The sequence below is a fragment of the Embleya sp. NPDC020630 genome, assembly GCF_044334985.1.
In the GTDB taxonomy this organism is placed as follows: Bacteria; Actinomycetota; Actinomycetes; order Streptomycetales; family Streptomycetaceae; genus Embleya.
Genome location: NZ_JBIRUB010000001.1, coordinates 158802 through 171333, shown reverse-complemented (window position 1 = coordinate 171333; position 12532 = coordinate 158802). Strand labels below are relative to the sequence as shown.

General features: G+C 73.0%; 12 protein-coding genes. 6 read left to right on the top strand and 6 right to left on the bottom strand.

The window, feature by feature from the left end; genetic code table 11:
- Positions 1 to 110 precede the first annotated feature (110 nt).
- Complete coding sequence (locus ACH4XV_RS00690; protein WP_395785754.1) at positions 111 to 1607, top strand: amino acid permease; 1497 nt, start codon at positions 111 to 113, stop codon at positions 1605 to 1607.
- Between the two features lie 13 nt (positions 1608 to 1620).
- Here the strand turns inward: ACH4XV_RS00690 and ACH4XV_RS00685 are convergent, their stop codons facing one another.
- A complete protein-coding gene (locus ACH4XV_RS00685) occupies positions 1621 to 2616 on the bottom strand; it encodes a DUF5996 family protein (protein WP_395785752.1) in 996 nt (331 codons plus the stop codon).
- Positions 2617 to 2782: 166 nt separating this feature from the next.
- Here ACH4XV_RS00685 and ACH4XV_RS00680 point away from each other — a divergent pair, with 166 nt between their 5' ends.
- Positions 2783 to 4009: an FAD-dependent monooxygenase gene (locus ACH4XV_RS00680; protein WP_395785750.1), complete on the top strand. Its 1227-nt coding sequence runs from the start codon at positions 2783 to 2785 to the stop codon at positions 4007 to 4009.
- A gap of 77 nt (positions 4010 to 4086) precedes the next feature.
- Here the strand turns inward: ACH4XV_RS00680 and ACH4XV_RS00675 are convergent, their stop codons facing one another.
- Complete coding sequence (locus ACH4XV_RS00675; RefSeq protein WP_395785748.1) at positions 4087 to 5067, bottom strand: zinc-binding dehydrogenase; 981 nt, start codon at positions 5065 to 5067, stop codon at positions 4087 to 4089.
- Positions 5068 to 5261: 194 nt separating this feature from the next.
- On the opposite strand from ACH4XV_RS00675, the gene ACH4XV_RS00670 reads away from it, so the two are divergent.
- The 3 genes from ACH4XV_RS00670 to ACH4XV_RS00660 all read left to right on the top strand — a co-directional run bounded on the left by ACH4XV_RS00670 (position 5262) and on the right by ACH4XV_RS00660 (position 7827).
- Complete coding sequence (locus ACH4XV_RS00670) at positions 5262 to 5978, top strand: DNA alkylation repair protein (RefSeq protein ID WP_395785746.1); 717 nt, start codon at positions 5262 to 5264, stop codon at positions 5976 to 5978.
- Between the two features lie 74 nt (positions 5979 to 6052).
- Positions 6053 to 6754 carry a Type 1 glutamine amidotransferase-like domain-containing protein gene (locus ACH4XV_RS00665; protein ID WP_395785744.1) on the top strand — a complete coding sequence of 234 codons (702 nt, stop codon included), beginning with the start codon at positions 6053 to 6055 and terminating at the stop codon, positions 6752 to 6754.
- A gap of 167 nt (positions 6755 to 6921) precedes the next feature.
- A complete protein-coding gene (locus tag ACH4XV_RS00660) occupies positions 6922 to 7827 on the top strand; it encodes an NAD(P)-dependent oxidoreductase (protein WP_395785742.1) in 906 nt (301 codons plus the stop codon).
- Between the two features lie 76 nt (positions 7828 to 7903).
- Here the strand turns inward: ACH4XV_RS00660 and lysA are convergent, their stop codons facing one another.
- The 4 genes from lysA to ACH4XV_RS00640 form a co-directional block, all read right to left on the bottom strand.
- The gene (gene lysA / locus ACH4XV_RS00655; protein ID WP_395785740.1) at positions 7904 to 9223 is read right to left on the bottom strand and encodes a diaminopimelate decarboxylase; all 1320 of its coding nucleotides are present in this window, start codon (positions 9221 to 9223) and stop codon (positions 7904 to 7906) included.
- A 37-nt stretch (positions 9224 to 9260) separates the two neighbouring features.
- Positions 9261 to 9686: an SAV_915 family protein gene (locus ACH4XV_RS00650; protein ID WP_395785738.1), complete on the bottom strand. Its 426-nt coding sequence runs from the start codon at positions 9684 to 9686 to the stop codon at positions 9261 to 9263.
- A 164-nt stretch (positions 9687 to 9850) separates the two neighbouring features.
- Entirely contained in the window at positions 9851 to 10663 is an 813-nt protein-coding gene (locus ACH4XV_RS00645) for an aldose 1-epimerase (RefSeq protein ID WP_395785736.1), read from the bottom strand.
- A 54-nt stretch (positions 10664 to 10717) separates the two neighbouring features.
- A complete protein-coding gene (locus tag ACH4XV_RS00640) occupies positions 10718 to 11677 on the bottom strand; it encodes a hypothetical protein (RefSeq protein ID WP_395785734.1) in 960 nt (319 codons plus the stop codon).
- Between the two features lie 260 nt (positions 11678 to 11937).
- Between ACH4XV_RS00640 and ACH4XV_RS00635 the strand changes: the two genes are divergently transcribed.
- Positions 11938 to 12366, top strand: coding sequence for an SRPBCC family protein (locus ACH4XV_RS00635; protein ID WP_380008286.1), 429 nt, complete (start codon positions 11938 to 11940; stop codon positions 12364 to 12366).
- Positions 12367 to 12532: the final 166 nt, after the last annotated feature.

The following is a 12532-nucleotide window of genomic DNA, read 5'->3' as shown; positions in this document are numbered from 1 at the left end:
GGGACAGGCGCTCGAACATCGAGGGGTTGTCCGGGTTTGCCGGGGGCGATGTGGGCTAGGCCATACTGACCGTCGCACGCCCGTTCCCGTCCCCAGGATCAGCGCCAACCATGAGCAACCCAGACACCTCGGACACCTCGGGCACCGCAGGCACCGCAGGCACCGCAGGTAGGGCAGGCAAGGCAGCCAAGGCCATCCCACCCGACCCCGCCTCGGCCCACCCCGCCCCCGCCGACACCCATCACCTCGGCCACGCCCTCAAGCCCCGCCACATGACCATGCTCGCGCTCGGCGGCGCGATCGGCGCGGGCCTGTTCGTCGGCACCGGCGCCGGCATCCATACCGCCGGCCCCGGCATCCTGATCTCCTATGCGCTGGCCTCGGTGCTGGTGTTGCTGGTGATGCGGATGCTCGGCGAGATGGCCGCGGCCGTCCCGCGCAGCGGCTCGTTCTCCGAGTACGCCGGGGCCGCGTTCGGGCGGTGGGCCGGTTTCACCGTCGGCTGGCTGTACTGGTGGATGGTCACCATCGTGCTCGCCGTCGAGGCGTCGGGAGCGGCGGCGATCGCGCACGGGTGGGTGCCGGGTGTACCGATCTGGGTGTTCTCACTGGCGATCATGCTGGTGTTCACCGGCGCGAACCTGCTCACGGTGCGGTCCTTCGGCGAGACCGAGTTCTGGTTCGCGACGGTCAAGGTCCTGGCCATCGTCGGCTTCCTGGTGCTGGGCGTGCTGGCCATCATGGGGTGGCTCCCGGACACCGACGCCCCGGGGCTCGACAACCTCACCGGCAACGGCGGTTTCCTGCCCAACGGCTGGGACGGGGTGATCGCCGGCCTGCTCGCGGTCGCCTTCTCCTTCGGCGGTCTGGAGATCGTCACCATCGCCGCCGCCGAGTCGGACGACCCCACCCGCAACGTGGCCCGCGCGGTGCGTACCGCGGTCTGGCGCATCCTGCTCTTCTACATCGGATCGGTGGCGGTCATCGCCACGCTGCTCCCGTGGGACTCGGACCGGCTGGGCAGCCCGTACGTGTCCGTCCTGGAGGACATCGGCATCCCGGGCGCGGCCCACGTGATGGACGTCGTGGTGTTCACCGCGCTGCTGTCCGCGCTGAACTCGATGTTGTACGGGGCGTCCCGGATGGCGTTCTCGCTGTCCCGGCGCGGCGAGGGTCCGCGCGGGTTGTCCCGCCTGGCCGGCAACGGCGTGCCGCGGACGGCCGTGCTGGCCTCCTCGGCGTTCGGCTTCCTCGCCGCGCTGCTCAACGTGTGGTGGCCGGAGCAGGTGTTCAAGCACCTGCTGAACTCGGTCGGCGCGATGTTGCTCTTCGTCTGGTTCGCCATCGCCGCCGCGCAACTGGTGTTGCGCCGGCGGATGGAGCGCGAGGATCCGGAGCGGCTGATCATCCGGATGTGGGGCTTCCCGTATCTGACCTGGTTCGTGATGCTCGCGCTCGCGGCGGTGTCGATCCTGATGTTGTTCGACGCCGACGCCCGGCCGCAGCTGTTGTCCTCGGTCGTGGTGGTGGCCGTGGTCCTCGGCTTCGCCCTGGTCCGCGAGGCGCGTCGGCGCGATCTGCGCAGGCGGGCCGAGGGCCGCTTCTGAGCCGGCCCGCCGCTCACAGCCCGGCCCGCGCCAGCGCCCGCAGGTGTTCGCTGGTGGGGCACCAGTTGGAGCGCAGTTCGTCGGTCGGCCAGCCGGCCAGGGTCGCGCTCGCGGCGAAGTTGGACTGGAGGTAACCGAGCAGGGTGCGGCGCGGGTCCTCGGCCCGGCGGACCACGTCGTATTCCAGCGTGGAGCGCGAACCGTCCGGCAGCCAGACCGCCTCGCGCGGGGACAGTGGTTGCCGTTCGACGCCGTCCGGTCTGGGCGCGGCGTACGAGTAGTAGGCGGGGTAGGTGACGGTCGGGTCGCCCGCCCAGAAGCCGAACGAGATCACCTCGTGCGAGTACGCCTCGGCGGTGACCGGGTCGACCCCGCTCATCGGCGGCTCGACCCGCTTGCCGGAGAAACGGGTGAGCGCGAGGTCGAAGGAGTGCCAGAACAGCTGGACCGGCGAGCTCTTGCCGTCGAACCAGCCCATGAACTCCTCGAACACGTCCGCCGACCAGGTCAGGATGCGCCAGAACCGCTGCGCGTACTCGGCCCGGTAGGTGCGGTGCTCGGTGTCCTCGCGAAACGGCGTGGTCAGGTGCGGCACCCCGAAGGGTTTCTCCAGCAGCGGTACGTCGATCCCGAGGTCGGCGAGCACGCCGTGGACGGCGAGGTCGAACGCGGCCACGCTCAGCCCGTCCACGAGCGCGATCTCGCGCACCTCGCCGCGATCGGTACGAAAGACCACACGATGGTCGATGAAGTCGAACGCGATGTCGAACGCGATCCCGGCCACGTTCAACCGGCGGGTGGTCAGGCCGCGGGCGTCGACCGTGAAGGTGATGTTCCACCAGTGATTCTGCGGATGGCTCGCGGCCAGCTTCACCTTGCCCACGATCTGCGCGAACAGGTGCAGCGTGTCCAAGGTGTCCGCCCATGCCGCATAAGGGAGTTCGGGCAGGTCGGGACGGGGTTCGGGGGATCCGGAGGGATTCGCGCGGTTGCTCGAAGCGATGGCCATGCACCGATTCTCGCCGCCTTGTGGCCCATGCGTCCCGTTATGCTCCGCCGTCCGGGCCCGCGCGCACGATCCGCGGCACGGTTCGGCGAGACCCCCCGAACGGGCGAGCGCGGTCGACGCGTACCCTGCGTGCGACAACATCCCTTCCACCTGTACAGGGGCACTCGTGCGCGTTGTCGTCGCCGGAGCCGGCATCGGTGGGCTGGCCACCGCCCTGAGTCTGCACGCGGCGGGTATCGCCGACGTGACCGTGTACGAGGCGGTCGAGGAGATCCGCCCGCACGGGGTCGGGATCGACCTGCCCCCACCCGCCGTTCGCGAACTGGCCGCGCTGGGCCTGTACGACGACCTCGCCGAGATCTCGGTGGCCACCACGGAACTGATCCACCACGACCGTTTCGGCGGCCGGATCCACACCGAGCCGCGCGGTCTGGCCGCCGGCCACGCCTGGCCACACCTGTCGGTCCATCGCGGCGAATTGCAGATGCTCCTGGTGCGCGCCCAACTGGCCTGGCTGGGCGCCGAGTCGCTGCGCACCGGTCTGCGGCTGAGCGGATACGCACAGACCGCGGCCGGGGTCACGGTCGAACTGACCGACCGGGACGGGAACATCGTCATCGACGAGGCCGACGTGCTGATCGCGGCCGACGGGATCGACTCGGCCGGGCGGGCGCTGATGTATCCGGGCGAGGGGCCGCCGTCGTGGCACGGCCGGGTGCAGTGGCGCGGGATCTCGCCCGCGCCGGACCTGCTCACCGGGCACACCACGATCGTCGCCGGGGACGGCGTGCGGACGTTCGTCGCGCACCCGCTGCGGGCGGCCGAGGGGGAGCGGCCCGCGCTGCTGAACTGGGTCGCCGAGCGGCCGTCGGCCGGACCGCCGCCCGAGCGCGGCGATTGGCAGCGGCCGGCCGAACCGGACACGGTGGTGGGCTATTTCGCCGACTGGGAGTTCGACTGGCTGGACGTGCCGGCGGTGATCGCCGACGCGGACGTGGCGTACGAGTACCCGCTGATCGACCGCGACCCGCTGCCGAGTTGGTCGGACGGGCGGGTGACCCTGCTCGGCGACGCCGCGCACGCGACCTTCCCGAGGGGCGCCCACGGCGCGGCGCAGGCGATCCTGGACGCGGCGGTGCTCGCGCACGAACTGGCCGCCCACGCGGACCCGATCGACGCGCTCGCCCGGTACGAGGAGCGGCGCCGACCGGCGACGACGGCGCTCCAGGCGGCGAATCGTGCACCCGGTCCGGGCATCCTGCTCACGCTCGCGCACGAGCGGGAGCCCGAGGGGTTCGCCGACCTCGATGCGGTGATCCCGCCCGACGAGCAGGCGGAACTCGCGGCTTTGGAGCGGGAGATCGGCGCGGCGAACCGGGACACGTCGGGCTGACCCGCACCACCGCGACGGCCCGCCGCTCGAACGGCGGGCCTGCGGCGGGGGTGCGGCCGTTCGACGATCGAGCGGCGTCAGGGGATCAGGACGACCTTCCCGACGGTCTGCCGGTCGCTCAGCGCGGTGTGTGCGGCGGCGGCCTCGGCCAGCGGGAACGTGGTGACCGCCGGGGTGAGTTCGCCCGCCGCGGCGGCGGCCAGGGCCTGTTCGGCGAGGGCCTTGATGCCGCCCGGACGGTTCATCATGCGCGGGCCCAGCGGGTTCTCCACGCTCACCCCGGCCGCCGCGGCGACCTCGTCCAGGTCGGCGACGGCCGCGCCCGAGGACCAGCCGTAGGTCACCACCCGACCGCCTCGGCGGACCAGGTCGAGCCCGGTGCGGCCGATCTCGCCGCCGACGCTCTCCAGCAGCACCGTCACCGGCCTCCCGCCGAAGCCCTCGCGCACCCGGTCGGCCCAGTCGGCGGCGTTGTAGTCCACCGCGAGGTCGACGCCGGTCTTCGCCACCGCCTCGACCTTGGCGGGTCCGCCGGCCGCCCCGATCACCACCGCGCCGAGCCGGTGCGCGGCCTGGACCAGCAGCGTGCCCAGGCCGCCCGCCGCGGCGGTGACCAGCACCACGTCGTCGGCGCCGATCGCGGCCACCTCCAGGATGCCCATCGCGGTGCGCCCGGTGCCGACCATCGCCACCGCGACCTCGGCCGCGAGGTCGTCGGGCAGGGGCAGCAGGGCCTGGTCGTCGACGATCGCGAACTCCGCGTAGCCGCCGCCCCGGTTGCCCAGGTGCGCCACCACGCGGCGACCGACCAGGGTCGGATCCACCCCGGCGCCGACCGCGTCCACCGTGCCGGCCACCTCGCGGCCGAGGGTGGTGGGCAACTCCGGCTCCGGGAACGGCCCTTCCACCCGCCCCGTGCGCAGCATCACGTCGACCAGGTGTACCCCGGCCGCGGCGACCGCGATGCGCACCTCGCCGGGGCCCGGCTCCGGCGTCGCCACCTCTTCGAAGCGAAGGTTCTCGGCCGGACCGAACTCGTTCAATCGCATCGCGCGCATCGTGCACTCCTGGGTTCTGTGCCGGCCCATTCGGGACGGGCCGGTGCCGACGGGGCCAACGGAGACCGGACCGGAGCGCATTCCCCCCGATCGCGTTGCGAGAATTCTCGAACTTCAAGCCGACTTCATGTCAAGTGCGCCGAACCCCCTGCGCACATCCGCACACCGTGACGCGCACCACCTACGGTGGGCCCATGTTCGATCCCGACGAAGCCACCACGGCCCTGCTCGCCGACCTCGCGGCGCTCGGCACACCGGCACGCGCCGAGGCCGAGAAGGCGTATCTCAAGAGCGATCTCGACTTCCTCGGCGTCACGGTCCCGGTGCTGCGCAGGACGGTGACCGCCGCGACGCGCGCCCGGCCCGCGCCGACCCGGGCCGAACTGCTCGCCTGGGTCGAGGCATTGTGGGCCCGGCGGCTGCACGAGAGCCGCTTCGCGGCGATCGAACTGTTGCGGATCCATCTGCGCGTGCTCACCCGCGCCGACCTGCCGCGGATCGAGCGGCTGATCCGGGAGGCGGCCGGCTGGGTGTACGTGGACACGCTCGCGGAGAAGGTCGCGGGCCCGCTGATGGGCCGTACGCCCGCCGACTTCGGCGCCGCCGACGCCTGGGCCGCAGACGCCGACTTCTGGGTGCGTCGCTCGGCGCTGCTCGCCCTGCTGCCCGGCGTCCGGGCCGGCGCGCCCGACCTGGTCCGCTTCGACCGCTACGCGGATTCGATGCTGGACGAGAAGGAGTTCTTCGTCCGGAAGGCGATCGGCTGGGTGCTTCGGGAGATCTCCAAGCGGGATCCGGCCTACGTGATCGCGTGGACCGAGGCGCACCGGTCCCGGATGTCCGGGGTGACGTTCCGCGAGGCGGTGCGCCGGCTCCCCGAGGCGGACGCCGCCCGGCTGCGGGCCGGGTGATCGGCGCGCCGGCCCGCGCCCTACCGGGGGAAAATTCCTCGTCGCGGGCGGTGCGCACGCGGCAGGATGAGCCGATGACGACACACCTGGTGGCCATGGGCGGCGGCGGATTCTCGATGAACGACGGGGCGACGGCGCTGGACCGCTACGTCCTCGACCTGACCGGCCGCGCCCGTCCCAACGTGTGCTTCGTACCGACCGCCTCCGGCGACGCCGACAGCTACGTCGAGCGGTTTCGCGGCGCGTTCGCCTCGTGGGACTGTTCGCTCGACCACCTGAGCCTGTTCAAGCGCACCGACACCGAACTCGCCGACGTACTGGCCGAGTCGGACGTGATCTACGTCGGCGGGGGCTCCACCCTCAACCTGCTCGCGCTGTGGCGCCTGCACGGCCTCGACGCCGCGCTCTCCGCCCGCGCCGCCCGGCGCGACCTGGTGGTGTGCGGGCTGAGCGCGGGCGCGCTGTGCTGGTTCGAGGGCGGGATCACCGACTCCTACGGACCTCGGCTGCGCCCGCTCGCGGACGGCCTCGGCTGGGCCCGGGGCAGCGTGTGTCCGCACTACGACGGCGAGCCCGGCCGCCGCCCGGCCTACCACGCGGCGGTGGCGGCGGGCACCCTCGCGCCCGGCTACGCGCTGGACGACGGCGCGGCGATCCACCTCGTCGACGGCGAGCCGTACCGGTTCGTGACCGAACTCCCCAAGGCTCGGGCGTATCGCGTCGAGGCGGGTCCGAGCGGCGTCAGCGAGTCGGAGCTGCCGATGGTGGGGCTCTGACCTGGATGCTTACCCTTGATCCGGTGGGTGACTTTCAAGTGGGTACTTGAGCGGCGGTCGGTGCCCGAGCAACATCGGGAACGCGCGCCGAGCTTCCCGGGGCGGTCGCGACGACCCCCGGACGGTCTCGCCGCGCGTTCCCGTCACCGCCATGGAATGAGACCGACATGTCCGCCGCCGCATCCTCGTCCGCCACTCCCGTGACCGTCCTCGGCCTGGGCGCGATGGGTACCGCGCTCGCCGGCGCGCTGCTGACCGCCGGGCATCCGGTCACCGTCTGGAACCGCTCCCCCGGCCGCGCCGACACCCTGATCGCGCGCGGCGCCGTGCGGGCCGAGTCGCCCGCCGCCGCGGTCGCCGCGAGCGCGCTGGTGATCGTATGCGTGACCGACTACGCCGTCGCGGACTCGATCCTGGCCGCCGCGACCGAGGCCGGCGGCGCCGACATGTGGGCGGGCCGCACGCTGGTCAACCTGACCTCGGACACCCCCGAGCGGGCCCGGCGCACCGCCGAGTGGGCCGCGGGCGTGGGCGTCCCGTATCTCGACGGCGCGGTCGTGGTGCCGACCTCCGTCGTGGGCACCCCGGGCGGCCTCCTGCTGTACAGCGGGACGCGTGCCGGGTACGACGAGCACGCGGCGACACTGCGCGTACTCGGCCCGAACTCCCCTTTCCTGGGCGAGGATCACGGCCTGGCCGCGCTCTACGACCTGGGCCTGCTGGACTTCTTCTACACCACGATGGCCGGCCTGGTGCACTCCTTCGCGCTGGTCGGCGCCGATCGGGTGTCGGCGGGCGAGTTCCTGCCGTTCGCCCGGGGCATCCTCGGCATCCTGCCGGACATCATGACCCGGGTGGCCGGCGCGATCGACGCGGGCGAGTTCCCCGGGGACCAGGGCAGCCTGGCGATGGAGGCGGCCGGCATCGGGCACATCGTGGACGCCGCCGGAGCGCGCGGCCTCGACGTCGGCGTGCTCGAAGCGCTCGCCTCGGTGGTCGGCCGGGCGATCTCCCGGGGCCACGGCGCCGACGCCTTCGCGAGCATGATCGACGCGATCCGAAACCCGGCTTGAGACGTACAAGCCGGCCAACCGGACCGGCCCGTCGGCCCGTTGCGCGCGTCGGGCGGGCGGCGACGAGCGGACCGGTCTACTCGGCGACGTCGCGGGCGAGCAGGTCGGCGATGCCCTCGCGGCGCAGCAGGACCCGGGCCCGGCCGGCGCGGACGGCCACCACCGGGGGGCGGCCGACCAGGTTGTAGGTCGAGGCCATCGACTGCTGGTACGCCCCGGCGGCCGGCATCGCGAGCAGGTCGCCCGGACGCACGTCCTCGGGCAGTTCGACATCGGCGGCCAATACGTCGCCCGACTCGCAGTAACGGCCCACCACGGTGACCTGCCGGGTGTCGGGCGCGCCGACGCGGCCGACCAGGCGCACGGTGGTGCGCGCGCCGTACAGGGCCGGCCGGGGATTGTCCGCCATGCCGCCGTCCACCGCGACGAACACGCGGTGCGCGGTGCGCTTGACCACCAGCACGCGGTACAGCGCCACCCCGGCCGGACCGGTGATCGCCCGGCCCGGCTCGACGATCAGGCGCGGCACGGGCAGTTCGTACAGCGCGCACTGCCGGGCCAGCCGGCGGCGCACGTCGATCGCGAACGACTCGATGTCAAGCGGGTGTTCGCCGCTCCGGTAGGCGATTGCGTGGCCACCGCCCAGGTTCAGCTCGGGCAGTACGATCCCGTGCCGGTCGCGCAGCCCGGCCAGGAACGCGGCGAGCGTGCCGATGGCCGCCAGCCAGGGTCGTACCGAGCCGATCTGCGAGCCCAGGTGGCAGTGCAGGCCGGTGAGTTCGAGGTGCGGTTGGGCCACCGCCCGCAGCACCGCGTCCTCGGCGTCGCCCCGGGCGATGGACAGACCGAACTTCTGGTCCTCGCCGCCGGTACGGATCGCGTGGTGCGCGCCGGCCTCGATCCCGGGCACCACGCGCACCATCACCCGCTGCCGCTGCCGGGGCGCCACCAGCGCGGCCAGCCGGGCGATCTCGGCCGGGTTGTCCAGCACGATCCGCCCCACACCCAGGCGCAGCGCCGCACGCAGTTCGTCGCCCGACTTGGCGTTGCCGTGCAGGATGATCCGCTCCCCGGGCATGCCGGCGAGGGCGGCCGACTCCAACTCCCCGGCCGAGCAGACGTCGAGCCCGAAGCCCTCCTCGCGCAGCCAGGCGACCAGACCGCGGCACAGGAACGCCTTGGCCGCGTAGGCGATCTCGACGCCGGGCAGCGCGCGGCGATAGGCCCGGCAGGTGTCCCGCACGTGTTGTTCGTCCAGCAGGTACAGCGGCGTCCCGAACCGCTCGGCGAGTTCGGCCGCGGGCAACCCGCCGACCGCGAGATCCGCCCCCAGCGCCTGCGCCGAACGAGGCCACACACCCGCGTCGAGAACCGGCTCCGCAAGCGATATGGACATGGCAACTCCCGTGTGCGCGTATATGGCTGACGAAGATTCAGGCGAAGAGGGAAACCGTGCCCGTGCCCGGGTCGGGGTCGGCCGAGAAGTGGTGGGATCCGCAGGCGACCCCGGCGCCTCGCGCGGTGGCCGTACTCGGTTCGGCCCCTTCGCCCTCCTGCCGCGCCTCGCCCCGCGCCCGGCGCACCGGTGGCGCCGACAAGCGCGGGTCGACCAGCATGCGCTCGACGCCGGTCTCGGCCGCGAGCGAGCGGGCCGCGCCGGTGCCGAGGCGGATCCACTCCTGGTCGACGCCCAGCACCGCCCGCAGCCGTGCCACCGAGGTGAACGCCACCAGGACCCGGGCGCCCAGGGGGTCGCGGCACCACCGCACCACCCGCACGCCGGCGTCGGCCCGCACCGGCACGATCAGCACGCGCCGGGCGGTGGTCGCAGCAGCAGGTTCCTCATCGGTGATCAACACGTCCGACACGACAGCCTCCGAAGTCCGGCCCCGCCACCCTGCGCGAGCCCTGAGTCCGACGCTACGACCACCGCATACCGGGCAACCCCGCCCCTACCGCGCCCTTGATCGTCGATGAACCCATGTTGACGCCCCGTTGACGCGGGACGCCCCCCGGCGCCCGCTCACGCCCCGACGGAGGCCCACGTCCAGGTCGTCGTGGCGATCAGCGGCTCCCCGGGGCGGACCAGGTGGGTGGTGGGCGCGGTCAGCCCGTTCGGCGGGCCGGTCTCCGGCTCCACGCACACGTGGTCCACCGGCATGTCGTACACCACCGTGTAATCGCAGTCCGACGTCATCCGCAACCGCAGCGCGCCCGGCCAGAGCAGTGTCGCGTCCAGCCCGCCGGGCGTTCCGTAGCAGTCGTCCCGGGGCCCCGGGACGACCGGTATCCGCCGGCCGGTGGGCAGGTAATCCGGCCCGCGCTCCTCCTGCCAGGCGGGCTCGAAGGACAACTCCAGCGGCTCGCCGACCGCCAACCGCCGCCGAAACCAAGGATGCCAGCCCGCCTGGGCCGGAAACGCCTGCGCCTCCGACTCGATCCGCAGCACCGTGGTCAGCCCGTCGGGCCGGATCGTGAAGGTCTGCTCGACCCGTCCCGCGAACGGCCACGGATCGGTCAACGCGAGCTCGAAGGCCGCCGACCCGGCGTCTCCCGCGACCTGCTTCCACGCCGCCCGATAGCCGAGCCCGTGCAACGCGTGCGGAGGCGCGTCGGCGGGAAACTCGTGGACCGCACCGGCGAATTCGAACCGGGCCCCGCCCATCCGACCCACCCACGGCACCATCGGATAGCTGCCCCACTCCTCGGGCCGCTCCCCCCGTGTCCGGAGCAGTTCGAGCCCGTACGCCCGCAGCGAGCCGAGCCGGCACCCGGCGTCCGGCAGAATCCGCGCCTCGGCGCCTTCGGAACGCAACCACACTTCGCCGTCGATCATGGGCGGCAGATTACGCGCAGCGCTCCCGCCCCCGACCCGCCCGCCCCGGCGGCCTCAGATGTACAGGAAGTGCGGCGACAACACGATCACCGACGGTACGAGCAGCGCCGCCGCCGTGAGCACCCGCAACCCCGCCGACGCGACCGGAGCGCCCACCCGCACCCCCGCGACGGCCACCTCGGGGTGTGCCGCGGCGTGCGTCTGGTGCACGATCAGCTCCTCCTGGCGCTGCTGCGGCCAAGCGAAGCACGGGCAGAACGGCCCGCCCGCCTGGCCCGGCCCGGACAGCTTGACGATGGCCCGGCGCAGATTGGCCCGCGCGATGGACCCGCGCACGTCGGCGTCGGCGGCCTTCTCCGACAGTTCGGCCGCGTGATCGGCCCAGTCGGCGAAGAAGCGCACCCCCGGGTACGCGTCGGCCAACGTGTCGGCGCAGACCATCCATTGCGCGTCGCGCCGGCGCAGGTGCCCGGCCATGTGGGTCAGGACCGCGTTCAACTCCTCCGGGCGCAGCAGGTCCAACGCCCGGGTGGTGGCCTCCACGCGCGGCGGCCGGGACGGCAGCAGCACCAGGCGCGGCGCCTCGTCCTCGACGATCACCAGGCGCGGTCGGCCGCCGTCCTCCTCGTCGAGCAGCGGCGCCGAGTTCTCCAGCCGGTCCAGCTGCACCCGCAGCGCGCGCCGATAGTCGCGCATCGCGCCCGCGCCCCGATGCCAGCCGAACGCCACGAGCAGCAGCGCGAGGATCGCGACGGTGATCTGCGCGGGCAGCGGCACGTGCGGCATGCCGATCCGCGGGTCGAATCCGGCCGCGCGCATCGGCGCCTGCCACAGGTCGGGGGTGTAGACGGGGACGGCGAGCACGAACGAGGCGAGCACTCCGCCCGCGGCGGCCCGCCAGGCACGCTGCACGTGTCGGGGGCTGAAGCCGCTGCGTTCGGCCCGGCGCAATACGCGCGGGGCGGTCACCAGGATGGCCGCCGCGAAAGCCGTCAGCACAAGTCCGTACAACACGTCCCCGCCGCCCCTTTCCGGCCTCGTCCGTTCGGTGACCCGTCCGGCCCTGCAACGGTTCTAGGCGCCAAGTGGTTTCCGCGTCCAGGAGACAGGCCACATCGGGCGGGTGATTTATTCGGCCGACACCAACCACCCGGTGGTATTGCGGACCCGCCACGGACCCGGATCGAATCGTGGTCGAAACCGCGTCCGAAAGCGCGCCGAATCGCATCGTCGCACCTCCACGCGCGTAATTCCGAACCGACAGGAGTTCGTTCATGCACGAGTTTTCGCGTTCCGCTGTGATCGCCGCCACACCCGACCGGGTCTGGGCGGTGATCGGCGACTTCGGCGCCCTGGGCGATTGGCACCCGGTGGTGCCGCCGAGCACGATCGAGGGCGGCGGCGACGCCAACACCCCGGGCGCGATACGGGCGTTCGCGATCGACGGCGAGGTGCTCTCGCGCGAGGAACTGCTCAGCCACGACGACGCCGCGCACCGGATGAGCTACCGGCTGATCCAGGTGCCGCTGGCCGTGACGGACTACGTCGGCACACTGGCGGTACATCCGCACGCGGACGGCAGCGAGGTGGTCTGGTCGGCGACCTACGAGGGCGAGCCGGACGTGGTGGAGACGGTGGACGCGGTCTTCGCCGAGGGCACGTACGGAGCGGGCCTGGCCGCACTCCGGGAGCGCTTCGCCTAGGCCCTGTCCGGCGGATCTTGGCGAGCCGCCACCCACAGGGCCACGCCGGCCGCCCCGACCCCGCTCCCCGGGCGGCCGGGGCTCGGCCGCGCCCACCCGCCGCCCCCGGCGCGCGTATCGCATGGTGAGACGATCGCCGTATGCTTCGGCCACCCCGACCGATCTT